The following is a 25,516-nucleotide window of genomic DNA, read 5'->3' on the forward strand; positions in this document are numbered from 1 at the left end:
TTCAGATGGGGAGTTCTGCGGGTAGCAGCCGCATCGCATCGGGCTGCCAGCTCACATGCACCCGGATGCCTATGGGCAGTTGCAGTGCCTCATGCGTCGAAAGGTCGGCGAGCACGCCTTGGCCGCCATCGAGTTCCACCCGCAAACGGGTCACGGCCCCGAAAAACGTGCTTTCACGCACCGTGCCCTGCAGCACGGCGCTCTGCGGATCCTTGCCGTTCACCGCCTGCAGTTGCACGCCTTCGGGGCGCAGATAGAGATGAAGGGCGACATCAGGCTGCAAGCCGCGCGCTCGTGGCGTGTGCAGCGCGCGGTCGAGCACCGTGATCACGCCCTGATCGGCATCGACCACGCGCGCCGGCAGGCGGCTGGAGATGCCGATGAACTGGGCGACGAACGGGTGCGTCGGCTCTTGGTAGATCGCCGCGGGCGCACCGACCTGCACCATGCGCCCCTCGTACATCACCGCCACCCGGTCGGAGATGGACAGCGCCTCCTCCTGGTCATGGGTGACGAACACGGTGGTGATGCCGGTTTCGCGCTGGATGCGGCGGATTTCCTCGCGCAACTGCACCCGCACCTTGGCATCGAGCGCCGACAAGGGCTCGTCGAGCAGCAGCAGCGAAGGCCGGATCGCCAGCGCCCGCGCCAGCGCCACGCGCTGCTGCTGCCCACCGGAGAGCTGATGCGGGTATTTGGCGGCATGGTTGGCAAGACCGACGAGTTCGAGCAACTCCAGCACCCGCCTCGATTGCTCGGCGGCATCGACCTTGCGCACCCGCAGCCCGAACCGCACGTTCTCCTCGGCGGTCATGTTCGGAAACAGGCTGTAGGCCTGGAACACCATGCCCATCTGCCGCCGGTTGGCTGGCAGCGCCGTGATGTCCTGTCCATCGACCCGCACCTGACCACCGTCAGGGTGCTCGAAACCCGCGATGATGCGCAGCAGCGTGGTCTTGCCACAACCCGACGGGCCGAGCAGGGACAGAAACTCGCCGCTTGCCAAAGTCAGATTGATGTCGTGCAGCACGGTGCGGTCGCCGTAGCGTTTAGCCACCTCTTTGATCTCAAGCGTCGCCATCAGTGCGCACCTCCCATTTGCGCCTGCCCTTTGCCCCGCCCTGACAGCAGCACACCGAGCATCGCCAGCCAGGTGATGAGAAAGCTCAGCAGGGTGAGTGCCGCCGCTTCCGTGGCCGAGGTCTGGCCGATGTAATTGATATAGACCGCGAAAGTGTTGAACAACAGCACGTTCGCAAAGGTGAACTCGCCCATGACGATGGCGATGGTGAGCAGCGCCGCGCCCGCCAGCGCACTGGTCAGGTTGGGCACCAGCACGCGCAGCAAAAAAGTGCCCCAGCCCGCACCCAGGCTGTGCGAGGCCTCGGTAAGGGTGCGCAGGTCAAGCGCGCGCATGCCCACGTCCAGAGCCCGATAGGTGTAGGGAAGCGCCAGGATGACATAGGGCACGACCAGGTAATTGGGCGTACCGACGAACCAGTCCGGCCCGTGAAACAAGGCGGTCAGGCCGGCGACGAGCACGATGGGCGGAACGACGAACGGCAGCACGGAGATGAAGTCGAACAGCGGCTTCATGCGCGGTGCGCGCAAATGCATCCAGAACACGGCGGGAACGAGCACCACCATGCTCAGGGCGATGGTTTCGAGGGCGAGCCGCAGGCTCAGCCAAAGGCTCTCCCACAACGCATCTTGATGCACAAGGCTGACGTAGGCCGACATGCCATAACGGTCACCGCCCTCCCAAAGGCTGAATACACCCGTGGCGAGCAGCGGCAGGGAGAAATAAAGACCCACCACCAGGAGCAGCACGGTGCCCGACCAGGGCAAGCGACGACGGGCCGCGCTCATCGCCTGCTCCAACGTCCGGACCGGCGCGAGACCAGGGCGTAGAGCAGCATCACCACCAGCATCACCGCGATCATGCCCAGCGCCAGTGCCGCGCCTGCCTGCGGCTCGAGCATCACATTGCCCGAAAGCACATTGCTGATCTCGATAGGCACCAGACCGATGTTGCCCGAGGTCAGCGCATAGGGCGTGGCGTAGGCTGAAAAGGCATTGCCAAACAGCAGCAGATAAGCCGACAGCAAGGACGGCATCAGAATAGGCAGGCCCACCGCGCGCCAATACATCCACCCTCCTGCGCCCAGACTCTGCGCCGCTTCGCGCCATTCGCGCCGCAAACCCTCGATCGCCGGAATGATCACGATGATCATCAACGGTATCTGAAAGTAGGCATAAACCAGCACCAGACCGGTCATGGAATACAGGTTGAAGCCGCTGGCGTAAAGGTCGACACCGAGATGCTTCAGCCAGACGGTCACCATGCCGAGACTGCCCAGCGTGGCGATGAAGGCGAAGGCCAACGGCACCCCGGCAAAATTGGCCGCCACCGCACTGAACGACGTGACCAGCGAGCGCAGACCGGCCGGTGCCGCAGGACGCAGCATCAGATACGCCACCAGGCCGCCGAACACCAATCCGACCAGCGCCGAGACCGCCGACAGCACGATGGAATTCGTGAACGCCTGCGCCGTTTGCGGCTGGCCGAGTTCGGCCAGATAGCGCAAGGTCAGGCCGTGCTTGTCACTGACCGACTGTGCAAACAGCCGCAGCGCGGGCAGCAGCAGAAACACCAGCACATAAAGCAGAAAAGGGCCGATGAACAGCACCGAGCCCCAATGCCTGCGCAGCACCTGCAGCCAGCGCGCCGACCGGGCCGCGCTGGCTGCGCGCCCCGGCGGGAGATGCGCTGTTCGCATCACACCTTGACCATCTTGGCCCAGTCGGATTTGAGGACGCCCTGGGCCTTTTCAGTCTGAGCCTTGTCGGCGAACACCACCTCTTTATAAGCCTCGGCCGGCGGGAGTTCCGCCATGAGCTTTCGCGGGATCACGCCGCGAGCCACCATGTCGTTGAAACGGGCCGGATGCGCAAAGCCCTCCAGGTATATGAGTTGACCGGCATCGGACATCAGGAACTCTTCCCAGAGTTGCGCCGCCTTGACGTTGGGCGCGAATTTGCTGATGGCCTGGCAGTAGTAACCGCCATAGGGCTTGGCGTCGGCAGGGATCACCGTGTCGATCTTGACCTTGCCCGCTTCCTTCTTCGCCTGGGCGATGTTCAGGTAGTCCCAGTTGACGACGATGGGCGTCTGACCCGACACCAGGCTGGCCGAGGTGGCATCGGAAGGATTGAAGTTACCGGCCTTCGCCAACTTGGCGAAGAACTCCACGCCGGGGAGCATGTTGTCGAGCGAACCGCCGTTGGCCAGCGACGCAGCAAACACCCCGGCAAACGCCGCCCCCGCGCCCAGCGGGCTGCCGTTGAGGGCCACCATGCCCTTGTATTCCGGCTTGAGCAGATCGGCCCACGATTTTGGCGGGTTCTTCACCACATTGCGGTTAACGCCGAAGGACACCACACCGAAATAGTCGCCCCACCAAAGGCCGGAAGCGTCCTTCATGTTGTCGGGGATGCTCGCCCAGGTGGACACCTTGTAAGGTTGGAACAAACCCTCCTCAACCCCAGCCAGCGCAAAGGCCGGGCCCACATCCACCACGTCCGGCCCGCGGCTCTGGCCCTTCAGCGACTTGATCGCCTGCAGTTCCTGGGCCGAGCTGGCATCGGGCGAGGCGCTGTTGACCTTGATGCCGTAGAGCTTGGAAAACTCGGCGATCATCTTGCCATAGTTGGCCCAATCCGGCGGCAGGGCGATCACGTTGAGCTTGCCTTCCGCCTTGGCCGCCGCGATCAGCGCCTTGTCGGTCGGCATGGCGGGCGCGGCCAGGGCGTTGCCGACAAGGCCGGGAAGCAGCGCGCTGCCCAGGCTGGCGCCTGCGGCACCGGCGGAGAGCTTGAGGAAGTTGCGACGTGAATCGGTTGAGCGAACGGTCATGGAAGGACTCCAAGGAGATATTGTGCGTACAGAAGGGCGCGAGCCTATGCGGCGCATGTGACAAATCGATGACTCCATGATTCGCTCTTCGACTCGCGTAGTCAATGGCCATCAAACGCCGGGCCGGACGTCTCACGGACATACTCTTCACTTCCATAGGCACTGCATGATCTCGGCCATACTATGCGCCTATGGGTGGCGATCCTGGACACTGAAGAGGGCATCCTCACCTTGGCGCTCGTGGCGGAAACCATCCTCCACGGCGCCATCGGAGGGCAACGCTGCGTGGTCAGGTTGGCAGGCGATGCCCCCTGGCGAGAGGGTCAGCGCATGGGGCTGCGCATCGGCGCAGAGGCGCTGCATGTGTTCGACCGAAGCTCGGGAATGCGTCTGAGCCATTGAGGTCATTACCCCTACCATGCCGCAATGACCACGGTGGCCGAACATCCCTCTACCCATCGCTCCTGCGACGTTCTGGTCGTGGGCGGTGGCATCAATGGGGCTGGCATCGCCCGCGATCTGGCGGGGCGGGGCTTGCGGGTTGTGCTGTGCGAGCGCGACGATCTGGCGTCGCATACCTCGTCGGCCTCCACCAAGCTGATCCACGGCGGGCTGCGCTATCTCGAATACCGCGAGTTCGGGCTGGTGCGCAAGGCGTTGCAGGAGCGCGAGGTGTTGCTGCGTAGCGCACCGCACATCATGTGGCCCTTGCGCTTCGTCATGCCGCACGCCCCCGCCATGCGTCCTGCCTGGATGATCCGTGCCGGGCTGTTTCTGTACGACCATCTGGCCCGGCGCGAATGGTTGCCGGGTTCGGGCAGCCTCGATCTGCGCGGCCACCCCGCGGGCGAGCCGCTCAAGCGGGGCTATGCCCTCGGCTTCATCTACTCCGATGGCTGGGTGGACGACGCCCGGCTGGTCGCTCTCTGCGCGGTCGATGCCGCCGAGCGCGGGGCGACCGTTCTCACCCGCACCGCCTGCACCCGGGCCACCCGCCACGACGCCGGATGGCAGGCCACGTTGCGTCCGGCTACGGGCACGGGCACCGAGGTGAGCGTGACGGCCCGCGCCTTGGTCAATGCGGCCGGGCCGTGGGCGGAGCAATGGCTCAAACACGCAGCGCGCAACGCCGATGGTCAACCGCCCCGCGAGCGCCGCTCGTTGCGTCTGGTACGTGGCAGCCATATCGTGGTACCCCGGCTGTTCACGCATGAGCTTGCCTACATCTTTCAGGCGATCGACGGGCGCATTGTGTTCGCCATTCCCTACGAGCGCCAATTCACGCTGATCGGCACGACCGATATCGAAGTCGCGCAGCCCGACGGCGCCGAAGTCTGCAGCGACGTCGAGGCCAACTATCTCTGCACCGAAGTGAACCGCTACTTCCGCACCGAGGTCAGGCCCGAACAGATCGTCTGGCGCTATGCCGGCGTGCGTCCGCTGCTGGAAGATCACGCGGGCGACCCCAAGGCCGCCACCCGCGACTACAAGCTCGAACTCGACGTTGAAGGCGCCCCGCTGCTCACCGTCTGGGGTGGCAAGATCACCACTTTCCGCAAGCTCGCCGAGCAGGCCGCCGATCAGGTGTGCGCCGCGCTGGGCGAGCCGCGCCCGGGGTGGACGCACGATGCCTTCCTTCCCGGCGGCGATCTGTCAGCCTTCATCGGCCCGGCCACTCGACCCGACTCCGACTTCGCGCGCTTCGTGCAGACCGTGGAGCAGCGCCACCCCTGGCTGCCGCCGACTCTGACGCTGCGTCTGGCCCGCGCCTATGGCAGCCGCATCGACCGGGTGCTGACTGATGCGCGCGGCGAGGCGGCCAACCACCTGCAGAGCTTGGGCGAGCAAGTCCTGCCCGGCCTGTACGAGTCGGAACTGCGCTATCTGCGGCAGAGGGAATGGGTGCAGTCCGCAGACGATGTGCTTTGGCGTCGCAGCAAGCTCGGCCTGCACACCACGGCAGAGCAACAGCAAGCGCTGCACGACTGGTTCGCCACACCCCCGGCCTGATCGGCGCGAATACCCCAATGAGTATGGGGTCACCACATTTCGTTACCTGGGCGGCATGATCCGGGTCAGAGAATTTTTCTGAAATTTCAGACTTTGCTGAATCTTCAGAAACTTCGATGAACCTCCCTGAACTCGTGCGGCGCTTCGTGCTGCACTTTGGCGAGATGGGCAGCCGCTGGGGCATCAACCGCACGGTCGGGCAGATCTACGCCCTGCTGTTCGTCAGCGACCGCCCCCTCAATGCCGACGAGATCGCCTCCGCGCTGGATTTTTCGCGTTCCAACGTCAGCATGGGGCTGAAGGAACTGGGCGCCTGGAATCTGGTGCGCATGCAGCACCTTCCCGGCGACCGGCGCGACTATTTCTCCGCCCCGGACGATGTCTGGGCCATTTTCCGCACCCTGGCCGAAGAGCGCCGCAAGCGCGAAATCGACCCCACGCTGTCGATGCTGCGCGAAGCCCTGATGGAGCAGCCCGAGGGGCAGGCCGAGCGCCACGCGCAGGAGCGCATGCGGCAGATGCACGACCTCATCGAACTGGCCACGCGGTGGTTCGACGACATCCAGCGCATGCCCAGCGAGGACGTGCGACAGCTCATGCAGCTCGGCGGCGCGGTGCAGAAATTGCTGGCGTTCAAGGGCCGCGTGAAACAGGTCGCCACGCGCAAGCGCGCCGCTCCTGCCAAGCCCGTCCTCAAGGCGGTGGAGAACTGACCATGTGCGCCGCCACCCCCTGGACCCTGCGCAACGACCTGCCGCCTCCGCAGGGACTTGCATCGCGCTGAACTCTGCGCCGCACCGAGCCGGGCACGGCGCCCGCCTTGGCTTGCTTGCGCCTCATAGACCGTCAACCCGATCCGCTTCAGGAGTGCATCATGGACTGGCTTCAAAACCCGGAGTTTCTCGCCCGGGTGCAGTTTGGCTTCATTGCGATGTTCCACATCATGTGGCCGCCGCTCACCATCGGCCTGGCGCTGGTGCTGTTCGGCATGGAAGCCGCGTGGGTCAAGACCCGTAACATCTTTTACTTCCACCAGACCAAGTTCTGGACCAAGCTCTTTCTCATCAACTTCGGCGTCGGCGTGATCAGCGGCATACCGATGGAGTTCTCCTTCGGCACCAACTGGGGGCCGTTCTCCACTGCCTCGGGCGACTTCATGGGCAACATCCTCGGCTTCGAGACGGCCATGGCCTTCATGCTCGAAGCGGGTTTTCTGGGCATCATGCTGTTCGGCTGGAACCGCGTCGGGCCGAAGATGCACCTGTTCGCCACTGCCATGGTGGCCTTCGGCAGCACCCTGTCGGCGTTCTGGATCATGGTGGCCAACTCGTGGATGCAGACCCCCGCGGGCGTGAAGCTGGTGGATGGCAAATTCGCCATCACCAACTGGTTTGCCGCGGTGTTCAACCCCGATCTGCCCTACGGCTTCGGCCATATGTTCACGGCCTGCGTCGAGCTGAGCCTGGTGGTCATGGCGGGGGTGAGCGCTTACTACCTGCTGAAAAGACGGCATGTCGACTTCTTCCGTCCGGCGTTCAAGTGGGCGGTGGTGGCGCTGTTCATCGTCGCGCCGCTGCAGATTTTCATCGGCGACTCGGCGGGCAGCGCGCTGGCCGAAACCCAGCCTGCCAAGCTCGCCGCCATCGAGGCGCACTGGCACACCAACAAGCCCGGCGAAGGCGCGCCTTGGGCGCTGCTGGCCATACCCAACCAGAAAGAGCAGAAGAACGACTGGGCGCTGGAAATTCCCGACGGTCTGAGCATGATCGTCACCAAAACGCTCACCGGCAAAGTAGTCGGCCTCGACCATTTCAAGCCCGATGACCAGCCGCCGGTGTGGATACCGTTCTACGCCTTCCGCGTGATGGTCGCCGCCGGAGTCTTCGTCGCCTTCATGGCCTTCTGGACCCTGTGGCTGCTGTGGCGCCGCCCCGAGCGCATGAGCGCCGCGCGCATCGGCGACAACAAGTGGCTGCTGCGCGGCTGGCTGCTGGCGATTCCGGCCATCTACACCGCGGTGGAGGCTGGCTGGATGACGCGCGAAGTGGGCCGCCAGCCGTGGATCGTCTACGGCATGCTGCGCACCAGCGAAGGCGTGAGCCATCTGCCCGCAAACACCGTGCTGTGGTCGCTGGTGATGTATGCGCTGTTCTATGGCGTCATCGGCATCGCCGCACTGGTGTTCGCCAGCCGCACCATCCGCAAGGGCCCGAGCTTCGACGCCCCGCCGCACGCCCCCGGCCGGGGCGGCCACGGCGCTGCGCACACCGCGCCCAAGCACGTTCCGCTTGCGCCCCCGGCCGCTGCGCACGACCAGCTCACCATCAAGGGAGGTGCCTGACATGGACCTCGGCAACGCTCAAGAGCTGCACCACGTCTTGGCCACGGCGTGGTTCCTCATCATCGGCCTGTTCATGGTGTTTTACGTCGTGCTCGACGGCTTCGATCTCGGCGTGGGGGTGCTCTCGCTGTTCGTCGGCGAACGCCGCCGCAAGGTCATGATGGCCAGCCTGGGCAGCATCTGGGACGCCAACGAAACCTGGCTCGTGGTCATCGGCGGCACCCTGTTCGGCGCCTTTCCGCTGGCCTACGGCACCGTGCTGCAAGGGCTTTACATCCCCATCATCCTGATGCTGCTGGGCTTCATGCTGCGCGGCGTGTCCTTCGAGTTTCACGAACTCTCCGAACGCAAGGCCTTCTGGGGGGCGATGTTCGGCCTGGGCAGTCTGCTGGCCACCATCGCGCAGGGCTTCGCGCTCGGCGGCCTGCTCAATGGTGTGAAGGTGGTGAACGGCGTGTTCGCGGGCAGCATCTGGGACTGGTTCTCGCCCTTCAGCCTCATCGTGGTGCTGGGCGTGGTCGCCGGTTATGCCATGCTCGGCTCGACCTATCTCATCATCAAGACCCAGGACGACATCCAGACCGGCTGCTACCGCCGCGGACAGTTGCTCGCCTGGATCATGCTTGCCGTCGGAGCCGTGGTCACGGTGTGGACGCCGTTGCAGTTTCCGCAGATCTTCGCCCGCTGGCTCACCACGCCCAACATCTACTTCTTCGCCGTGCTGCCCGCGCTGGCGCTGCTGAGCTTTTTCATGCTGCTGCGCGCCCTCAAGCGCCAGGCTGAAGTCGCCCCCTTCGTGTGGACGATGCTGATCTTTCTGTTCTCCTTCGCCGGGCTGGCCGCCACCTGGTATCCGTACATCGTGCCCGGCTCGGTGACCATCGACCAGGCCGCATCGAACAGCAGCACCCTGGTGTTCATGCTCATCGGCATCGGCATGCTCATCCCGGTGATGATCACCTACAACGTCTATCAGTACATCGTGTTCCGCGGCAAGATCGACCCGGATGCGCAGCACGCGTATTGATCTGCGACGCCCCGGCCGGAGCCTTCATGCAGAGGGCTTCGGCGCGGGAGCTTCGTGGCAGGCGACGCAGAGCTTGTTGCCCTCGGTGTCACGGAAGTAGGCCCCGTAGTAATGCTCGTGGTACTCGGGCCTCAAACCCGGCGGGCCTTCGCAAGACCCGCCGTTCGCCAACGCCACGGCATAAGCCCGATCGAGCAAGGGTCGGTTCTGCGCGAGAAAGGCGATCATCTGCCCATTGCCCACCGCATGCGCCGCACCGTCATAGGGCTTACCGATGAGGAACAACGGCCGAGGGCCGGGCTGTGACTGCCATCCCGCCCAGGGCCGGTCTGGCTCGCAAAAGCGCTCCTTAATGCCGAGCACCGGCATCAAGGCCCGGTAAAACGCCAAGGCCCGATCAAAATCGCCGACGCCGATGAAGACATCGGAAAACATGGGATGTCCTGCCGTTAGTGAACCACACCCGCCCCGAACGCCCAAAAAAGAACCCGCACAAGGCGGGTTCTTTTTTTGAAGGTCGCGCAGAATAAATCAGCGCTTGGAGAACTGCTTGGCGCGGCGGGCGCCACGCAGACCGACCTTCTTGCGCTCGACTTCGCGGGCGTCGCGGGTGACGAAGCCGGCCTTGGACAGCGCGGGCTTGAGGGTCGCCTCGTAGTCGATCAGCGCGCGGGTGATGCCGTGGCGCACGGCGCCGGCCTGGCCGGTTTCACCACCGCCGTGGACGTTGATCTTGATGTCGAAGCTGCTTTCGTTCTCGGTGAGAACGAGGGGTTGCTTGACGATCATGATCGAGGTCTGACGGCCGAAATACTGCTCGACGTCTTTGCCGTTGACGGTGATCTTGCCGGTGCCCTTCTTGATGAAGACGCGGGCCACGGAGCTCTTGCGACGGCCTGTGCCGTAATTCCAGTTTCCGATCATCGCCTGTCCTTAGATGTCGAGAGTCTTGGGCTGCTGGGCGCTGTGCGGATGCTCGGCACCCGCATAGACCTTGAGCTTCTTGATCATGGCGTAGCCGAGCGGGCCCTTGGGCAGCATGCCCTTGACGGCCAGTTCCAGCGCGCGGCCGGGGTGACGCGCCTGCATGTCCTTGAACTTGGTGGCGTAGATGCCGCCGGGATAGCCGGTGTGACGGTAGTAGGTCTTGTCGTTGGCCTTGTTGCCGGTCACGCGGATCTTGGACGAGTTGACGACGATGATGAAGTCACCGGTATCGACGTGCGGGGTGTAGATGGCTTTGTGCTTGCCGCGCAGACGGTGGGCCACTTCGCTGGCGACCCGACCGAGAACCTTGTCTGCGGCGTCAATCACGAACCACTCATGCACGACTTCGGCCGGTTTGGCGCTGAAGGTTTTCATGGTTGTTCCTAGGATGTCGAGCGAGCTGTTTGTTACCCACCAGTGATGTGCGGCTGTTTTGTTGGCACCTTGGTTGCGCCACTCGGTTGCCACAATCCGCGCCCACCGGCATGGGCTTTTCTGGCCCTCGCTCAAAGCCAAAACGCGCCATTATAGGCCAATGCGCGAGTACAGCAAAGGCAAGTGCTTGATTTTCTGAAATGTTGTGGCTTTGCAGACCCTGCACGAGGCGCAGCGCGGCAGCTTTGCCTTGTCTTCCGGCCCGCAGCGCCTAAAATATGCTGCATTGCAGCAAATCCATTCTGACCCGCGCCATGACCCTGTCTTCCGAAACGTCCCGGGCCGATAGCCCCGGCAGCGCGGCGGTCGTCCTGCCGAAACTCAACCGGGCGCGCGCGCCCATCATCCCGATCCGGCCCATCGGACCCGAGCACCGCGAGCAGTTGCTCAGGCACTTTCTCGCGCTCGGCACCGAGGATCGCTACCTTCGCTTCGGCTATGCCGCCAGCGACGAGCGCATTCGCGCCTATGTCGATTCCATCCGCTTCGGTGTGGACGAGATTTTCGGCGTGTTCAACCGCAAGCTCGACCTGCTCGCCGTGGCGCACATCGCCATCGAGCCTGGGCGCACCGACCGGGCGGAATTCGGTGTTTCGGTCTTGCCCCGGGGACGCGGGCTGGGCATCGGCACGCGGCTGTTCGAGCGCGCCGCGGTGGATGCACGCAATCGCGGCTTGCGGGTGCTCTACATGCAGTGCCTGAGCAGCAACGGCGCCATGCTCAAGATCGCCCGCCGCGCCGGCATGAAGGTGCGCAACGAAGGGGGCGAAACGGAGGCCTACCTCGAATTGCCCGACGACACCTACCAGAGCCATTTCGACGCCTTGCTGGAAAACCAGACCGGCCAGATCGACTACTGGATGAAGGCCTTCATGCGTCAGTGGCGCTGCTTCTGGCTGTTCGGCCGCTGCCCCGATCCGACCTGAGCTGACCCGATCTCAAGGCAGCCATCGGGCGACGGCGATGGTGCGCCAGCCGTTGAACTGCTGCCACGCGACCATGACGCTGCCCGCGGCATTCACCGCCAGCGCGGGCAGAGTGGCCTGCACCGTGGCCGTCGGATCGGACAAGGTTTGCGGCGCTTCCCAACGATGCTGCGATATGTCGTATCGCGCCGTCTGCACCTGCATGCCGCTGGCGCCGTCCTGATACCAGGCGCAGCGCACATTGCCTGCCGGATCGGCCGCCAGCACCGGATTGCCCGCGCTGCGCATCGCAGGGTCGTCGATCTGCTGCGGCTCCGACCAGTGCGAGGAGCCATGCGCCAGCCGCGCGGCCAGCACGGCATCGCGCACTGCGCCCCGGGCCGACCTGGCCTGTTCCCACACCAGAGTGAGGTTGCCCGCGTTGTCGGCCGCGAGTACGGGCGAGAGCGCGGGGCCGCTGAACGCCGGGGCTTGCATGAGCTGGAGGGCTGCGCCGCTTGACGCCGCACCGCGCGCCGTGGTCTGCAGCGCGGCGACGGCAATGCGGCGATGCGCGTCGCGCCCCTGCACCCAGGCGGCGACGATGCGCTCTTGCGAAGTGGCCACCAGCGTGGGCATGACGGCCGTGTCCCCGGCCGGGCTGAGCCGGACCGGCTTGCGCCACGCCTGCGCGTTCGGCTGCAAGGTCGCGGCATACACCGCTTCGCCGCCCGACGGCCCCTGCTGCCAGGCCGCTGCCACCCGCCCCAGCGGCGTGACGGCAATCACCGGGTTGTAGGCGTTCGCGCTGCCATGGTCGATCGGATGCGCGGCCAGCCAGCGCTGCTGCGCCTGCGCCCAATGTGCGGCGTAGATGGCGGTGTGGCGACCGTCGGGCTGCTGCCAGACCACGGTGACGTTGCCCTCGGCATCGGCAGCGAGCTGCGGGTTGGTGGCGTTGCCGGGCAGCGCCGGAAGGTCGAGCCGCTGCGGCGCTTGCCAGCGGCCCTGCACCTGCCGGTTGGCAAAAATGCCGCTGCGTCCGGCTATGGCCTGAAACCAGACTGCTGTGATCCGCCCCTGGGGATCGGCGGTGATGGCGGGAATGCTCGACGAACCGGCCTGCGACCCTTGCTGGTCGATGGCGCGGGGCCTGCTCCAGCTCTGGGTGTCCGGGTTGAAGCGAGCCGAGAGAATCGCACGACGGCCGTCATCGTCCTGAAACCACACGGCGACGAAGCCCCCGTCCGTCGTCGCCACCACCTGGGTGCCACTGACGGGCAGGTCGACTCGGTGCGCGGTGAGGTGGTCGTCGATCTGCACCGGCGGCTGCCAGGCGCTGCAGGTCGTGGTGAAGTGGCTTCGAACGTCCTGAGGTGAGGTCAGCGCGAGGGTGTAGGTGGTGCAGCCGACCAAGGGGGCCAGAGGCTCGACCACCGCCAGACCGCCCGCGGCACGCACCAGTCCGGGCACCACGCTGCCGTCGGGGTTGCGCAGTTGCAGATCGTCTGCGGAGATCGATCCGCTCTGCCCAGGCTGCGTCCAGCGGAAGCCCGGCTTCACGATGCGAGAAACGTCGCTCGCGCCATCGGCGGGCAGCGGCTGCGGCAGGCTCTGCGCCTGCGCGGCACCGATGAGCGTACTCGCCGCCCACGGCCCGAGCCAACGCCAGTTCCGTCGCCTGCAAGGCATCACAGCCGCCCCATGAGCTTCATCAGCCAGCGGGTGCGCTGCCCATAAGGCGGCGCCACCAGACCGACGCCCGACACGCGGGACTGGTACAGCACCGGCTTGAGCTTGCTGAAGGTGTCGAAGCCCCAGCGGCCGTGATAGCTGCCCATCCCCGACGCGCCGACGCCGCCGAAGGGAAGCCCGTCCTGCGCGAAGTGCAGCAGGGTGTCGTTCACCGTCACCCCACCGGCATGCGTCTGCAGCAGGGCCGCGGCGGTGCGGCGACGGTCGTGGTCGAACCAGTACATCGCCAGCGGCCTGGGCTGGCTGCGCAAGTGCGCCAGCGCCTGCTCCAGGTCGTCATACGCCACCACCGGGAGCAGCGGGCCGAAGATTTCCTCGTTCATCAGCCGCACACTGGCCGGAGCGTCGCAGATCGCGGCGGGCGCCAGGCGGTGGCGCAGATCGTCGGCCTGCACACCGTCGAACAGCGCGTGCACATGCGCCCCTGCGGCGCGGGCCTCACCCATCAGGCCGAGCAGGCGGCTGTACTGGCGATGGTCGATGATGCTGGCGTAGTCGGGGCTGCGCAGGCCTTCGGGGTAGAGGCGTTGCGCTTCCCCACGACAGGCATCGATGAAGGCCGATTGCTGATCGCGCGGCACCAGCACGTAATCGGGCGCGATGCAGGTCTGACCGGCATTGACCAGCTTGCCGAACAGGATGCGCCGGGCGGCGTGCGCCACGTCGTAGCCCGGGGCGATGATGGCCGGCGACTTGCCACCCAGCTCCAGCGTCACCGGGGTGAGATGGGCCGCCGCCGCCGCCATGACCCGCTTGCCCACGCCGGTGGAGCCGGTGAACAGCAGATGATCGAAGGGCAGGGCGCTGAACGCCGCGCCGATTTCCGCGTCACCCTGCACCACCGCCACTTCGTCGGCGGCGAAGACCTGCGCGGCCCGCTGGGCGAACACCGCGCTGAACGTAGGCGTGTACTCGGAGAGCTTGACCATCGCCCTGTTGCCCGCCGCCAGCGCCGCCGTCAGTGGCGCCGCCGCCAGCACGAGAGGGTAGTTCCACGGCGCGATGATGCCCACGACCCCCAGTGGCTGCGGCAGCACCTGGGCGCGGGCCGGCAGAAACCAGCGCGAGACGGACGCCCCACGCGGCCGCATCCAGCGCGGGCCCTGGCGCAGCGCATCGGCGATGCCGGTCAGGGTGGGGACGAGTTCCAGCAGCCCGGTTTCGGGCGGCGGGCGACCGCCGAAATCGGCGTCGATGGCCTCGGCCCATTCGGCGGCATGCGTGCGCAGCAGGGTCTGCAGGCGCCGCAGCCGGTCGCGGCGCACGGCCCAGGGCGGAAAGGGCTCGGCGTCGAACGCCGCCCGCATTGCGCTGTAGGTTTGCTGGAGCGACGCGGCGAAATCGGGGGCACGGTCCATGGCGGCAGGAACACGGGGCACGGGTAGTCGATGGTAAGACTCCCCGGGGCGTCACGCACGGGGAAATCCGGTTGCGCCCAAGTTCGCGCGCCGGGTCGGCGCGACGCCCTGTCGCAGTTCCCGCATAAACCCACAAATTCAACCTGGGTATCCATTTGTGACCCAAGCAGTATTTGCCTAAGCAATAAACTGCACGGCATGAATTCTCCCACCCCTTCACGCACCGACGCTGCCGCGCCACGCTTTTACGACGGCACGGAGTATTGCAAGGAGCAATCGGTCGGCTTTCTGATGAAACGCTGCATCGCGGTGCTCGTGCGCAATCTGGAGCATCAAATGCAGGCGCTCGATCTGACCGGCACGCAGTGGCACCCGCTGCTGCATGTGCACCTGGGCTGCGACACCGTGGCCGCCTGCGCCCGCGAGATGCAGACCGACGCCGGCGCCATGACCCGCATGCTCGACCGTCTCGAAGCCAAGGGCCTGCTGGTGCGCGAGCGCAGCAGCACTGACCGGCGCGTGGTCAACCTGACGCTCACGCCTCGCGGCACCGAAGTCGCGGCGCAGATTCCGCATGTGCTGTCCGAAGTGCTCAACGAGCATCTGCGGGGCTTCAGCCCCAAGGAGTTCAGCCAACTCCTCAATCTGCTCCAGCGCTTCATCGACAACGGCGAGGCCTTGGCCGAAGCGCAGCAGGCCGCGCCCGGACCCCAACTGGTCATGCAAGAGCCCGCCGAAGAATCCGATCACGACAAATCCGACTCCTGACCCGTTCCCATCATGTTTCACACCTCATCGATCTCGACGCGCGGCATGCGGCGTGCCGCGCTGGCGGCCCCCGTGCTGGCCGCGCTGCTGCTGGCGGGCTGCGCCAGCACCGAGGGCATCGCGCCCACGGCCCATCTCACCCCGCCGCAGCAACTCGGCCTGCAGCCGGTGCAGACCGCCTTTCCCAAGACCGACTGGTGGACGGCGTTTCACGACCCTGAACTCGACCGCCTGATCGCCACAGCCCTGGCCGACAACCCCAGCCTGCAGGTCGCGCAGGCCCGGCTCGCACAGGCCCGCGCGCAGGTGCAGGGGGCGGGTAGCGCGCTCGAGCCCAAGCTGGGCGCGGCGGTGAATTCCACCCGCGAGCGGTTCAGCGCCAACGACATCTACCCGCCCCCGCTGGGCGGCGCCTGGTACACCGAAAACCAGGCCTTGCTGCAAGGCAGCTGGGAACTGGACTTTTTCGGCAAGAACCGCCAGACCCTGCAGGCCGCCATCGGCGAAGCCCACGCCGCCGCCGCGCAGGATCAGGCCGCGCGCGTGCTGCTGGCCGCCAACGTCGCCAGCGCCTATGTCAACCTCGCGCGCCTGATCGCGGTGCAGAACGTGCTGGAGCAAACCCTGCAGCAGCGCGAGCACATGCTGAGGCTGGTGCGCGACCGCGTCAACGCCGGCCTGGAGACCACGGTGCAGGAAAAGCAGGCGCTGGCCGAAGTGCCGCAGATCCGCCTGAGAATCGACCAGACCGGGGTGCAGATCGCGCAGGCGCGCAATCTGCTGGCTGCCCTCACCGGCCAGGGCCCGCAGGCCACCGCAACGCTTTCGCCCAAGCTCGATGCCCTGCCCACCCTGGCCCTGCCCGCAACCTTACCCGCCGAACTCATCGGCCGCCGCGCCGATATCGTCGCGGCCCGCTGGCAGGTCGAAGCGGCGCTGCACGGCGTGAAGGCCGCGCGCGCGGCTTTCTACCCCAACGTCAATCTCACCGCGTTCGCCGGCTTCACCGCGCTGGGCTTCACCCACTGGCTGCAGTCCAGCAGCCAGACCCTGGGAGTCGGTCCCGCGCTGACCCTGCCCATCTTCGAGGGCGGCGCGCTGCGCGCCCAACTGCGCGGCAAGTCGGCGCAGGCCGATGCGGCGATCGCGCAGTACAACGGCACGCTGGTGGACGCCGTGCATGAAGTGGCCGATGCCATCGCCGCGCGGCAGTCCATAGGCCAGCAGATCGCGCAGCAGCAACAGGCGCTGGCCGCCGCGCAGGACGCGCTGCGCCTGGTCGACGAGCGTTACAAGGCCGGGCTGTCGAACTACCTCACGGTGCTCAGCGTGCAGGCCAGCGTGCTCACGCTGCAGCAGGCCGGTGTCGATCTGAAGGCGCAGGCGCTGGCCGACGACGTGGCGCTCATCCGCGCCCTGGGCGGCGGCTACGAGGCCCGCGAGCTTCCCGCCGATGCCACCGCGAAAGCCTCCTGACGCGAACACCAGCCTCTCCCTCAAAAAACGAATCGAATTCCAACGGAGTGCATCCATGAGTACCACGGACAACCACAAGACTGAAGGCGCGCCCCAGCCCGCCAGCAACGGCAACGGCAACGGCAACGGCAAGGCCGCCAAGCGGCGTCGGCTGATGCTGATGGCCATCGGCTTTTTCATCATCGCAGGCGCCCTCTATGGCGGCTACCACTACTGGGAGTCGCTGCGCTACGCCTACACCGACGACGCCTATGTGCAGGGCAATCTGGTGCAGGTGACGCCTCAGGTGGGCGGTACCGTGGTGGCCATCGATGCCGACGACACCCAGCTCGTTAAGGCCGGACAGCCGCTGGTCCAACTCGATGGCGCCGACACCCACGTGGCGCTGCAGCAGGCCGAAGCCCAGCTCGCGCAGGCGGTGCGCCAGGTACGGGTGAATTTTGCCAACAACGGCACGCTGCAGGCCCAGGTCGAGGTGAGACAGACCGACGTGACCACGGCGCAGAGCAATCTGCAAACGGCGCAGGCCAATGTCGCCAAGGCCGAAGATGCGCTGCGCCGCCGCCAGGAGCTGGCCGGCACCGGCGCCGTCGGCGCCGAAGAACTGCGCCAGTCGCAAATCGCCCTGCAGGCCGCGCAGGCTCAGCTTGCCACCGCGAAGGCCCAGGTGCAGACGGCACAGGCCGGGGTGAAGGCAGCGCAGGAGCAGCTCGCCGCCAGCCAGGCGCTCACCGCGGGCACGGTGATCGCCAACAATCCGGCGGTCAAGCTGGCGGCGGCCAGGGTGCGCGAGGCTTATCTCGCGTATGAGCGCACCACCATTCCCGCGCCGGTCAGCGGCGTGGTGGCGCGCCGCACGGTGCAACTCGGCCAGCGTGTCGGCCCCGGCACGCCGCTGATGTGGGTGGTGCCGCTGAACGATGTGTGGATCGACGCCAATCTGAAAGAAACACAACTGCGCGACGTGCGCATCGGCCAGAAGGCCACCGTGGTCGCCGACACCTATGGCAGCGGCTTCACCTACACCGGCCGCGTGGTCGGGCTGTCGGCCGGCACGGGCGCGGCGTTTTCGCTGCTGCCTGCGCAGAACGCCACCGGCAACTGGATCAAGGTGGTGCAACGCCTGCCGGTGCGCGTGGAGCTCGACCCCAAGCAGCTCGCCAGCCACCCGCTGCGCGTGGGCATGTCCACCGAAGTGACCATCGATATCGCCGACCACAAGGGCCCGCTGGTCACCGATGAGCCGCCCACCAAGCCCGCCGCGCGCACCGATGTTTATGCCGCCGACTGGCAGAAGGCCGACACCCTGGTGAACGCCATCATCGCCGCCAACGCGGGCGACAAGCGCTAATTGGGGCGAGCCATGGCCACCACACAAGAAATCGAAGAAAGCGCTGCCGGCGCCACGCCCGATGCGCCCGCCGCGCCACAGTCCGGCCCGGCGCATCTGACGCCGCTGTCGGGCAGCGCCCTGGTGCTCGGCACCATCGCGCTGTCGCTGGCGACCTTCATGAACGTGCTCGACACCTCGATCGCCAACGTCTCGATTCCGGCGATCGCGGGCGACCTGGGGGTGAGCTCGTCGCAGGGCACCTGGGTCATCACCTCGTTCGGCGTGGCCAATGCCATCGCGGTGCCGCTGACAGGCTTCGTCACCCAGCGCTTCGGCGCGGTGAAGGTGTTTCTCACCAGCATCCTGCTGTTCACCCTGTTTTCGTTTTTGTGCGGGCAGGCGCCCAGCATCGAGATTCTGATTCTGTTTCGCGTTCTGCAGGGCGCTTCGGCCGGGCCGATGATTCCGCTGTCGCAGACGCTGTTGCTGTCGAGCTATCCGCCGCAGCGATCGGGCATGGCGATCGCAATGTGGTCGATGACCACGCTGATCGCGCCCATCATGGGGCCTTTGCTGGGCGGCTGGATCACCGACAACATCTCCTGGCCCTGGATCTTCTATATCAACGTGCCCGTGGGCCTGGTGGCCGCAGCGGTGACGGCGTCGATCTATCTGCGACGCGAAACGCCGATCCGCAAGCTGCCCATCGACTGGACGGGGCTGGGGCTGCTCGTCATCTGGGTGGGCTCGCTGCAGATCATGCTCGACAAGGGGCAGGAACTCGACTGGTTCTCCAGCCCGATCATCATCGCGCTGGCCGCCGCCGCAGTCGTGGGCTTCGTGCTGTTCCTGATCTGGGAGATCTACGACGATCACCCGGTGGTCGATCTCACCCTGTTCAAGATTCCCAGCTTCACCCTGGGCACCATCATGCTGGCGCTGGCCTACGGCATGTTCTTCGGCAGCCTGGTGCTGCTGCCGCTGTGGCTGCAGGAATTCATCGGCTATACCGCCACCGACGCCGGCGAGGTGCTGGCCTGGGTGGGGCTGTTCGCGCTGATCCTCTCGCCCATCATCGGCCGTTTTCTGCCGGTGCTCGATTCCCGATGGGTCACCACGTTTTCCTTCGTCGTGTTCGCTCTGGTGTTCTACATGCGCTCGCAGTTCACCACCGGCGACAGCTACTGGGAATACTCCATCCCCACGGTGATCCAGGGCATCGCCACTGCAACCTTCTTCATTCCGCTGCTGGGCATCATCCTGGGCGGTCTGCCCGCGCACCGCATCGCCGCGGCATCGGGTCTGTCGAACTTCGCCCGCATCACCGCCGGCTCCTTTGGCACCTCGATCTACACCACCTGGTGGACCAATCGCGCCGAGCTGCATCACGAGCAGCTCATCAGCCACATCTACCAGGGCAGTCCGGTGGCCGAGCCTGTGCTACAAGGCATGCAGGCGCAGGGCTTCAGCCACGAACAGGCCTTGGCCGTGATCAACCGCCTGGTCAACCAGCAGGCCTATACCATCGCTGTGGACGACATGTTCCGCCTGAGCGCCTGGCTGTTCATCGCCCTGATCGCGCTGGTCTGGCTGATCAAGCCGTCCAAGAGCAACGCAGGCAGCGACGCCGCCGCCGGTGCGCATTGATAAGCCAAAAACAAACGCCATGTCTCCTTCACTCCATCGACGCCTCATTCCCTCATTCGCCGCGATCCTGCTCACGACCGCCTGCCTGGCGCCCGCCCAGGCCGCCGAAGTCTCCCTGCTCGGGGGAGTCGACAAAGGCGACAACTACCGAAACGTCACGCTGGCCCTGCAATCGGCACCGGTCTGGCGGCATGATTTCGCGCACAGCCAACTCGACCTTGTCCTCGAAGCTTCGCTCGGTCAGGTGTCGAGTTCCTTGGGCCCGGGCGCGCGCCACCTCACCCATGTGGGGCTCACCCCGTTTGTGCGCTGGTGGTTCGCGCCGCAGACCGCGATGGAATTCGGCATCGGCGCCAACCTGTTTTCGGGAACCACCCTGGGCGCCAAGGAAATCTCCACCGCCTATCAGTTCGGCGACTCCATCGGCCTGCTCCACCGATTTGCCGACACGCCCTGGACCGTCGGCGCGCGGCTGACCCACTATTCCAACGCCGACATCAAGCGCCCCAACCCCGGGCAGGACTATCTGCAGTTGCGGGTCGGTTACAGCTTCTAAGCAGCCCGCGGCCCCGTGCTCGCATGATGCTCCGGCACAATGCGGGCACCATGACCCTGACCCCTCCCGAACCCACCCGCATCATCGCCATCCGCCATGGCGAGACCGACTGGAACGCCGCGTCGCGCATTCAGGGCCATACCGACATTCCCCTGAATGCGCGCGGTCTGGAGCAGGCCCGGCTTGCCGCGCAGGCGCTGGTCGACGAGCCCATCGCCGCGGTCTATGCCAGCGATCTGCAACGGGCCTGGCAGACGGCCGAGGCCATCGCCGCGCCGCATGGCCTGAGCGTCGTGCGCGACCCCGCGCTGCGCGAGCGCTGCTTCGGCGCATTCGAGGGCCACAGCTTCGCCGCGCTGGAGCCGCAGCATCCCGAGCTTTGCGCGCGTTGGCGTCACCGCGACCCTGAGTTTGCCGCGCCCGGCGGCGAAACCCTGCGCGACTTCGCCGCCCGCGCCCAGAGCGCCTTGCTCACCCTCGCCGCACGCCACCCGGCGCAGCTCATCGTCGTGGCCGTGCACGGCGGCGTGCTCGACGCCTTCTACCGCGCCGCCACCGGGCAGGACTTGCAGGCCCCTCGCAGTTTCGAGCTGCGCAACGCTGCCCTCAACCGCCTGCTCTACGCCCAGGGCCAGCTCACCCTGGTGGGCTGGGGCGACACCGCTCACCTCGACCGCAGCCTGAACGAGGGTGTGGAGTAATCCGCAACATTGACGCATTTCTTCAAGATTGTGGCCCGGATGTACACCGGGGCTTCGGTAAACTTTGCCGATTGACCTCTTTCCACCGGCCCGCCATGATGTCCGCCCGCGCCCTGTTGCTTGCCCTTCCTCTCGGTTTCGCCCTCGCCCTGGCGTCTGTCTCGGCTCAGGCGGGGCTGGGTCGGCCGCTGCTTGATGCCGCACAGGACGGCAAGCCCGTTGCCCAGGTGCAGCGTTTCAGCGCGCAAGCGGTGTCCGGCGCCACCAGCGCCGCCGCTGCGTCCGCCGTCACGCAGCAGACCGTGCTCACGCCCCAGGGCGTGACCGTGACCGAATACGCCAACGCGCAGGGAACGGTCTTCGCCCTCACCTGGAAGGGGCCGTTCAAGCCCGATCTGCAACAGCTTCTGGGCAGCTACTTCGCCCCCTACCTCAAGGCGGCCAACGCGCAGACGCAACAGCTCAATCTGTCGATGGTCAAGACCGGCGACATCGTGGTGAACGTGGCCGGACGCATGCGCGGCTTCGTCGGCGTGGCCTGGGTGCCGACCCTCGTTCCGGCCGGGTTCGATCCCTCCAAGCTGCAACCCTGAGTGCGTGTCAACGCCGCCGTCATGCGCCTGCTGTCGTCCATGAGGTTCCCGTCGTCGCTGCTCACCGCCCTGGCCCTTTGCGCCAGCCTGCTGCTGACAGCCTGCGGCGGCGGTGGCAGCGCCCCCCCTGCGCCGCTGGGCGTCTCGCTGCCCAATGCCGCCATCGGCGACAACGTGGCCGTGGTCAGCATCCGCCAGCTCGAATCCAATACTGCCACGCTGACCGCCAACACGCCCTATGTCAGCGTGACCGTGTGCGACACGGCGGGCAACTGCCAGACCATCCCCGACGTCATGGTCGATACCGGCTCGGCCGGTCTGCGCCTGTTCGCCAACAAAGTGACGCTCGGCCTTCCGGCCGTGACCTCCGGCAGCGGCAACCTGGCCGCATGCGCCCAGTTCGCTTCGGGCTATGCCTGGGGCAGCATGCACATGGCGACCGTCAGAATCGCGGGCGAGAGCACGACGCAGGCCATCCCCGTGCAGTTCATGAACGACCCGGCCCTGCCCGCAGCCCCCACCACCTGCACCTCGCAGGGTATCGATTTCGCCGCGCGCTTCGCCCCGGTGGCCAACGGCATCCTGGGCATCAGCAACTTCATCCATGACTGCGGCGTGGGCTGCACCTCCTCCACCCCCGCCAATCAGCGCCCGGCGATGTACTACAGCTGCAGCGGCGGCGCCGCCGGCACCTGCACCGCCGTCGCGGCCGAACTGAATCAGCAGGGCACCAACCCCATCTCCGCCTTCGCAGTGGATAACAATGGCAGCATCCTCACCCTGCCCGCAGTGCCCGTGCCCGAGGGCGCCATCAGCGCCACCGGCACGCTGGCCTTCGGCATCGGCACGCAGAGCAACAACGCCCTGCCCGCCGGAGCGCAGATCTTCCCCATTGGTCAGGATGCCTATGTCAACGGCATGATCGACGGCGTGTCCGGCCGCGGTTTCATCGACAGCGGCTCCAACGGCTACTTCCTCGACCTCGATCCCAGCGTGCCTCTGTGCACCCCGGATCAGCCTTCGAGCTGGTACTGCCCGAGCAGCCCCTTGTCCCTCTCGGTTCAGCTTCAGGGCTCGACCAGCACGCAGGCCATCACCATCGGCAACGCCAACGCCATGTTCAAGACCCAGTACACCGCCCTTCCCGCGCTGGGCGGCACGGCGGCCATCGCCAACTTCGCCGATCTCGGCCTGCCGTTCTTCTACGGCCGCCCCATCGCCACCGGGCTGGAAGGCAGCAGCGCCAACACGCCCTACGGCTACTGGGCTTTCTGACCACGCGGGTGTCATCGAAGTGCGGTGAAAATGCATTTACAACGGCTTCACGGCCCTGATGGACTCGACACGATGATTCATTCGACCGCAATCCAGAACCTGCTGCTTCGTCGTATCCGCCTTCATGGCGTGTTGTTGGCCGCCGCACTGGCGATCAGTGCTTGCGGTGGCGGCGGAAGCGCTTCCAGCGATACGGCGACTGCACCCAGCAATGCCACCAACTCGTCCGATACAGCGGCATCGCCAGCACCCAGCGCCGCCAATGTGGTTGCGGTGAGCATCCGACAGCTCGAAAGCAACACCAACACGCTGACGGCCAACACCCCCTACGTCAGCGTCACCGTCTGCGCCCCGGGCACCACGACCTGCCAGACCATTCCCGACGTGCTGGTCGATACCGGCTCGGCGGGGCTGCGGTTGTTCTCCAAGGCGCTGAATGCCACCATGGCGACCGCATTGCCTGGGATCGCGTCGGGCAGTGGCCAGCTCGCTGCCTGTGCACAGTTCGCTTCGGGGTACGCCTGGGGCAGCATGCGCCAGGCGACGGTACAGATCGGTGGGGAGACCACATCTGCCGCGATTCCGATTCAATTGATGGACGATGCTGCCTTGCCCCAAGCGCCTTCGAGTTGTACATCGCAAGGTGGGGTGGATTTCGCCACCAGCTTTTACGGCATAGCCAACGGCATCCTCGGAGTGAGCAATTTCAAGTACGACTGTGGCCGCGCCTGTGCCACCAGCGCCAACACCGGGGTGTATTACAGCTGTACGAGCACTTCCTGCACTGCCAGCACCGCGGCTTTGGTGCAGCAGGGCTTGAATCCCGTCGCGGCCTTTGCCGTGGACAACAACGGCAGCATCCTCGCGCTGCCCAGCGTGCCGCTGCCCAATGGCGCACCCACGGCCTACGGCACCCTGACGTTCGGCATCAATACGCAAAGCAACAACGCCACGGGCAGCGCCTCGCTCTATCCGCTGGATCAGCAGGGCAACCTGAGCATGAAGCTGACCCTGAATGGCTCCAGCACCACAACCCTCAGCGGCTTCGTCGACAGTGGCTCCAACGGCTATTACCTCAGTCTTACCGGCGTGCCGACCTGCGCCACCAGCTTTTACTGCCCGTCGTCACCCCTCAACCTCACCGCCAGCCTGCAACTGGCGAACCAGACCTACGGCCTGGCGCAATCCTTCATGATTGGCAATGCGCAGAACATGTTCGCCACGCAAAATGCTGCCTTGCCGGCGCTGGGCGGAACGGCGGCCATCGGTGGTCTGGTCGATCTGGGCCTGCCCTTCTTCTACGGCCGCTCCATCGCCACCGGGCTGGAGGGCACCAACGCCAGCGCTCCCAACGGCTACCTGATGTATTAGCCGCCGAACAGATCGCCGCCCGGACGCTGCGGCGCCGCAAGGCCGAGGTGGGCGTAGGTGGCGGCGGTGGCGATGCGCCCGCGCGGGGTGCGCTGCAGATAGCCCTGCTGGATCAGATAGGGCTCGATCACGTCTTCGATGGTGTCGCGCTCTTCGCCGATGGCGGCGGCCAGGTTGTCCAGCCCCACCGGGCCGCCGTCGAAGCGATGCACCACGGCTTCGAGAAGCTTGCGGTCCATCAGGTCGAAACCCAGCGGATCGACGTCGAGCATGCGCAGCGCGGCGTCGGCCACGGCGGCGCTGATCTGCCCCCCAGACTTCATCTCGGCGTAGTCGCGCACTCGGCGCAGCAGGCGGTTGGCGATGCGCGGCGTGCCGCGTGCGCGCCGTGCGATCTCGTTCGCGCCGTCGTCGTCGATGGCCGCGCCCAGCAGCCCGGCCGAGCGCCGCACGATGCGCGCAAGCTCCTCGGCGGTGTAGAACTCCAGCCGGGCGACGATGCCGAAGCGGTCGCGCAGCGGATTGGTCAGCATGCCCGCTCGCGTGGTGGCGCCCACCAGGGTGAAGGGCTGCAGGTCGATTTTCACGCTGCGCGCGCCCGGCCCTTCGCCGATGAGAATGTCGATCTGATAGTCCTCCAGCGCCGGGTAGAGGATTTCCTCGACTACCGGCGAGAGGCGGTGAATCTCATCGATGAACAGCACGTCGTTGCGTTCCAGATTGGTCAGCAGCGCCGCCAGATCGCCCGCGCGCTCGAGCACCGGGCCGGAGGTCGAGCGCAGGTTCACCCCCATTTCGCGCGCCACGATATGCGCCAGCGTGGTCTTTCCCAGCCCCGGCGGGCCGAACAGCAGCACATGATCGAGCGCCTCTGCGCGTCCGCGCGCAGCACCAATGAAAATGTCGAGCTGCTCGCGCACCCGCGCCTGCCCCACATAGTCGTCGAGCAGTTGCGGGCGCAAGGCGCGCTCGGCCACGCTCTCCTGCGGCGAGGCGGCCGCGGCGTCGATCATCCGCGCGGGACTGGCGGTAAAGGCATCGGGTTGAATGGGCACGGCTGGT

At 66.2% G+C, this 25,516-nt stretch carries 25 protein-coding genes; 15 read left to right on the forward strand and 10 right to left on the reverse strand.

Going from position 1 to position 25,516, the window contains the following annotated elements:
• Window position 1: 1 nt before the first annotated feature.
• Genes ASC45_RS01390 through ASC45_RS01405 form a run of 4 tightly spaced genes read right to left on the reverse strand, consistent with a single transcriptional unit; the run spans window position 2 to window position 3,916 of the window.
• Entirely contained in the window at window positions 2-1,081 is a 1,080-nt protein-coding gene (locus tag ASC45_RS01390; RefSeq protein WP_055449233.1) for an ABC transporter ATP-binding protein, read from the reverse strand.
• Window positions 1,081-1,869, reverse strand: a complete 789-nt coding sequence (locus ASC45_RS01395) for an ABC transporter permease (protein ID WP_055449234.1) — start codon at window positions 1,867-1,869, stop codon at window positions 1,081-1,083. Before ASC45_RS01395 ends, ASC45_RS01390 begins: the two co-directional genes overlap by 1 nt.
• Entirely contained in the window at window positions 1,866-2,780 is a 915-nt protein-coding gene (locus ASC45_RS01400) for an ABC transporter permease (RefSeq protein ID WP_082454170.1), read from the reverse strand. Before ASC45_RS01400 ends, ASC45_RS01395 begins: the two co-directional genes overlap by 4 nt.
• On the reverse strand, window positions 2,780-3,916 hold the full coding sequence (locus ASC45_RS01405; protein ID WP_055449235.1) for an ABC transporter substrate-binding protein: 1,137 nt from the start codon (window positions 3,914-3,916) through the stop codon (window positions 2,780-2,782). Before ASC45_RS01405 ends, ASC45_RS01400 begins: the two co-directional genes overlap by 1 nt.
• A gap of 195 nt (window positions 3,917-4,111) precedes the next feature.
• On the opposite strand from ASC45_RS01405, the gene ASC45_RS01410 reads away from it, so the two are divergent.
• The 5 genes from ASC45_RS01410 (at window position 4,112) to cydB (ending at window position 9,294) form a co-directional block, all read left to right on the forward strand.
• Window positions 4,112-4,318 carry a hypothetical protein gene (locus tag ASC45_RS01410; protein ID WP_141655701.1) on the forward strand — a complete coding sequence of 69 codons (207 nt, stop codon included), beginning with the start codon at window positions 4,112-4,114 and terminating at the stop codon, window positions 4,316-4,318.
• Between the two features lie 24 nt (window positions 4,319-4,342).
• Window positions 4,343-5,926, forward strand: coding sequence for a glycerol-3-phosphate dehydrogenase (gene glpD / locus ASC45_RS01415; RefSeq protein WP_055449237.1), 1,584 nt, complete (start codon window positions 4,343-4,345; stop codon window positions 5,924-5,926).
• A 116-nt stretch (window positions 5,927-6,042) separates the two neighbouring features.
• Entirely contained in the window at window positions 6,043-6,639 is a 597-nt protein-coding gene (locus ASC45_RS01420) for a GbsR/MarR family transcriptional regulator (protein ID WP_055449238.1), read from the forward strand.
• Between the two features lie 161 nt (window positions 6,640-6,800).
• Window positions 6,801-8,267: a cytochrome ubiquinol oxidase subunit I gene (locus tag ASC45_RS01425; RefSeq protein ID WP_055449239.1), complete on the forward strand. Its 1,467-nt coding sequence runs from the start codon at window positions 6,801-6,803 to the stop codon at window positions 8,265-8,267.
• 1 nt (window position 8,268) lies between these two features.
• A complete protein-coding gene (gene cydB, locus ASC45_RS01430) occupies window positions 8,269-9,294 on the forward strand; it encodes a cytochrome d ubiquinol oxidase subunit II (RefSeq protein ID WP_055449240.1) in 1,026 nt (341 codons plus the stop codon).
• 24 nt (window positions 9,295-9,318) lie between these two features.
• On the opposite strand, the gene ASC45_RS01435 is transcribed toward cydB, so the two are convergent.
• The 3 genes from ASC45_RS01435 to rplM form a co-directional block, all read right to left on the reverse strand.
• Window positions 9,319-9,729: a VOC family protein gene (locus ASC45_RS01435; RefSeq protein WP_055449241.1), complete on the reverse strand. Its 411-nt coding sequence runs from the start codon at window positions 9,727-9,729 to the stop codon at window positions 9,319-9,321.
• 96 nt (window positions 9,730-9,825) lie between these two features.
• A complete protein-coding gene (gene rpsI, locus ASC45_RS01440; protein WP_055449242.1) occupies window positions 9,826-10,218 on the reverse strand; it encodes a 30S ribosomal protein S9 in 393 nt (130 codons plus the stop codon).
• Between the two features lie 9 nt (window positions 10,219-10,227).
• Window positions 10,228-10,656 carry a 50S ribosomal protein L13 gene (gene rplM / locus ASC45_RS01445; protein ID WP_055449243.1) on the reverse strand — a complete coding sequence of 143 codons (429 nt, stop codon included), beginning with the start codon at window positions 10,654-10,656 and terminating at the stop codon, window positions 10,228-10,230.
• Between the two features lie 314 nt (window positions 10,657-10,970).
• On the opposite strand from rplM, the gene ASC45_RS01450 reads away from it, so the two are divergent.
• Window positions 10,971-11,642 (forward strand): GNAT family N-acetyltransferase, encoded by a 672-nt coding sequence (locus tag ASC45_RS01450; RefSeq protein ID WP_055449475.1) that lies wholly within the window; start codon window positions 10,971-10,973, stop codon window positions 11,640-11,642.
• 12 nt (window positions 11,643-11,654) lie between these two features.
• Here the strand turns inward: ASC45_RS01450 and ASC45_RS01455 are convergent, their stop codons facing one another.
• Together ASC45_RS01455 and ASC45_RS01460 are read right to left on the reverse strand one after the other, a co-directional pair.
• Window positions 11,655-13,313 carry an Ig-like domain-containing domain gene (locus ASC45_RS01455; protein ID WP_055449244.1) on the reverse strand — a complete coding sequence of 553 codons (1,659 nt, stop codon included), beginning with the start codon at window positions 13,311-13,313 and terminating at the stop codon, window positions 11,655-11,657.
• Window positions 13,313-14,734 carry a coniferyl aldehyde dehydrogenase gene (locus ASC45_RS01460; RefSeq protein WP_055449245.1) on the reverse strand — a complete coding sequence of 474 codons (1,422 nt, stop codon included), beginning with the start codon at window positions 14,732-14,734 and terminating at the stop codon, window positions 13,313-13,315. The genes ASC45_RS01455 and ASC45_RS01460 overlap by 1 nt, the downstream gene beginning before the upstream one ends.
• A 198-nt stretch (window positions 14,735-14,932) precedes the next feature.
• Between ASC45_RS01460 and ASC45_RS01465 the strand changes: the two genes are divergently transcribed.
• The 9 genes from ASC45_RS01465 (at window position 14,933) to ASC45_RS01505 (ending at window position 24,454) form a co-directional block, all read left to right on the forward strand.
• Window positions 14,933-15,502, forward strand: a complete 570-nt coding sequence (locus ASC45_RS01465; RefSeq protein WP_055449246.1) for a MarR family winged helix-turn-helix transcriptional regulator — start codon at window positions 14,933-14,935, stop codon at window positions 15,500-15,502.
• Window positions 15,503-15,514: 12 nt separating this feature from the next.
• Complete coding sequence (locus ASC45_RS01470; RefSeq protein WP_055449247.1) at window positions 15,515-16,978, forward strand: efflux transporter outer membrane subunit; 1,464 nt, start codon at window positions 15,515-15,517, stop codon at window positions 16,976-16,978.
• A 55-nt stretch (window positions 16,979-17,033) separates the two neighbouring features.
• Window positions 17,034-18,329 (forward strand): HlyD/EmrA/EmrK family protein, encoded by a 1,296-nt coding sequence (locus tag ASC45_RS01475; protein ID WP_082454172.1) that lies wholly within the window; start codon window positions 17,034-17,036, stop codon window positions 18,327-18,329.
• 12 nt (window positions 18,330-18,341) lie between these two features.
• Complete coding sequence (locus tag ASC45_RS01480; RefSeq protein WP_055449248.1) at window positions 18,342-19,958, forward strand: DHA2 family efflux MFS transporter permease subunit; 1,617 nt, start codon at window positions 18,342-18,344, stop codon at window positions 19,956-19,958.
• Window positions 19,959-19,977: 19 nt separating this feature from the next.
• A complete protein-coding gene (locus ASC45_RS01485; RefSeq protein WP_055449249.1) occupies window positions 19,978-20,514 on the forward strand; it encodes an acyloxyacyl hydrolase in 537 nt (178 codons plus the stop codon).
• Between the two features lie 50 nt (window positions 20,515-20,564).
• The gene (locus ASC45_RS01490) at window positions 20,565-21,215 is read left to right on the forward strand and encodes a histidine phosphatase family protein (protein WP_055449477.1); all 651 of its coding nucleotides are present in this window, start codon (window positions 20,565-20,567) and stop codon (window positions 21,213-21,215) included.
• 98 nt (window positions 21,216-21,313) lie between these two features.
• Window positions 21,314-21,808 carry a DUF2844 domain-containing protein gene (locus tag ASC45_RS01495; RefSeq protein ID WP_245609905.1) on the forward strand — a complete coding sequence of 165 codons (495 nt, stop codon included), beginning with the start codon at window positions 21,314-21,316 and terminating at the stop codon, window positions 21,806-21,808.
• The gene (locus ASC45_RS01500) at window positions 21,809-23,083 is read left to right on the forward strand and encodes a DUF3443 domain-containing protein (protein ID WP_245609906.1); all 1,275 of its coding nucleotides are present in this window, start codon (window positions 21,809-21,811) and stop codon (window positions 23,081-23,083) included.
• Window positions 23,084-23,155: 72 nt separating this feature from the next.
• Window positions 23,156-24,454, forward strand: a complete 1,299-nt coding sequence (locus tag ASC45_RS01505) for a DUF3443 domain-containing protein (protein WP_055449251.1) — start codon at window positions 23,156-23,158, stop codon at window positions 24,452-24,454.
• Here ASC45_RS01505 and ruvB read toward each other — a convergent pair.
• On the reverse strand, window positions 24,451-25,509 hold the full coding sequence (gene ruvB / locus ASC45_RS01510; RefSeq protein ID WP_055449252.1) for a Holliday junction branch migration DNA helicase RuvB: 1,059 nt from the start codon (window positions 25,507-25,509) through the stop codon (window positions 24,451-24,453). The two genes, ASC45_RS01505 and ruvB, sit on opposite strands and share 4 nt — an antisense overlap.
• Between the last annotated feature and the right edge of the window lie 7 nt (window positions 25,510-25,516).

Origin of the sequence: Thiomonas bhubaneswarensis, from assembly GCF_001418255.1 — a bacterium.
Classification (GTDB): Bacteria; Pseudomonadota; Gammaproteobacteria; order Burkholderiales; family Burkholderiaceae_C; genus Thiomonas; species Thiomonas bhubaneswarensis.

Excerpts from the sequence above, each read along its gene's own strand:
- ASC45_RS01460 (WP_055449245.1), bottom strand. The coding sequence starts at position 14,734 with ATGGACCGTGCCCCCGATTTCGCCGCGTCGCTCCAGCAAACCTACAGC.
- ASC45_RS01405 (WP_055449235.1), bottom strand. The coding sequence starts at position 3,916 with ATGACCGTTCGCTCAACCGATTCACGTCGCAACTTCCTCAAGCTCTCC.
- ASC45_RS01455 (WP_055449244.1), bottom strand. The coding sequence starts at position 13,313 with ATGCCTTGCAGGCGACGGAACTGGCGTTGGCTCGGGCCGTGGGCGGCG.
- ASC45_RS01480 (WP_055449248.1), top strand. The coding sequence starts at position 18,342 with ATGGCCACCACACAAGAAATCGAAGAAAGCGCTGCCGGCGCCACGCCC.
- ASC45_RS01420 (WP_055449238.1), top strand. The coding sequence starts at position 6,043 with ATGAACCTCCCTGAACTCGTGCGGCGCTTCGTGCTGCACTTTGGCGAG.
- ASC45_RS01475 (WP_082454172.1), top strand. The coding sequence starts at position 17,034 with ATGAGTACCACGGACAACCACAAGACTGAAGGCGCGCCCCAGCCCGCC.
- ASC45_RS01395 (WP_055449234.1), bottom strand. The coding sequence starts at position 1,869 with ATGAGCGCGGCCCGTCGTCGCTTGCCCTGGTCGGGCACCGTGCTGCTC.
- rplM (WP_055449243.1), bottom strand. The coding sequence starts at position 10,656 with ATGAAAACCTTCAGCGCCAAACCGGCCGAAGTCGTGCATGAGTGGTTC.
- rpsI (WP_055449242.1), bottom strand. The coding sequence starts at position 10,218 with ATGATCGGAAACTGGAATTACGGCACAGGCCGTCGCAAGAGCTCCGTG.
- ASC45_RS01400 (WP_082454170.1), bottom strand. The coding sequence starts at position 2,780 with ATGCGAACAGCGCATCTCCCGCCGGGGCGCGCAGCCAGCGCGGCCCGG.
- ASC45_RS01465 (WP_055449246.1), top strand. The coding sequence starts at position 14,933 with ATGAATTCTCCCACCCCTTCACGCACCGACGCTGCCGCGCCACGCTTT.
- ASC45_RS01390 (WP_055449233.1), bottom strand. The coding sequence starts at position 1,081 with ATGGCGACGCTTGAGATCAAAGAGGTGGCTAAACGCTACGGCGACCGC.
- glpD (WP_055449237.1), top strand. The coding sequence starts at position 4,343 with ATGACCACGGTGGCCGAACATCCCTCTACCCATCGCTCCTGCGACGTT.
- ASC45_RS01490 (WP_055449477.1), top strand. The coding sequence starts at position 20,565 with ATGACCCTGACCCCTCCCGAACCCACCCGCATCATCGCCATCCGCCAT.
- ASC45_RS01450 (WP_055449475.1), top strand. The coding sequence starts at position 10,971 with ATGACCCTGTCTTCCGAAACGTCCCGGGCCGATAGCCCCGGCAGCGCG.
- cydB (WP_055449240.1), top strand. The coding sequence starts at position 8,269 with ATGGACCTCGGCAACGCTCAAGAGCTGCACCACGTCTTGGCCACGGCG.
- ASC45_RS01470 (WP_055449247.1), top strand. The coding sequence starts at position 15,515 with ATGTTTCACACCTCATCGATCTCGACGCGCGGCATGCGGCGTGCCGCG.
- ASC45_RS01485 (WP_055449249.1), top strand. The coding sequence starts at position 19,978 with ATGTCTCCTTCACTCCATCGACGCCTCATTCCCTCATTCGCCGCGATC.
- ASC45_RS01425 (WP_055449239.1), top strand. The coding sequence starts at position 6,801 with ATGGACTGGCTTCAAAACCCGGAGTTTCTCGCCCGGGTGCAGTTTGGC.
- ASC45_RS01435 (WP_055449241.1), bottom strand. The coding sequence starts at position 9,729 with ATGTTTTCCGATGTCTTCATCGGCGTCGGCGATTTTGATCGGGCCTTG.
- ASC45_RS01495 (WP_245609905.1), top strand. The coding sequence starts at position 21,314 with ATGTCCGCCCGCGCCCTGTTGCTTGCCCTTCCTCTCGGTTTCGCCCTC.
- ASC45_RS01505 (WP_055449251.1), top strand. The coding sequence starts at position 23,156 with ATGATTCATTCGACCGCAATCCAGAACCTGCTGCTTCGTCGTATCCGC.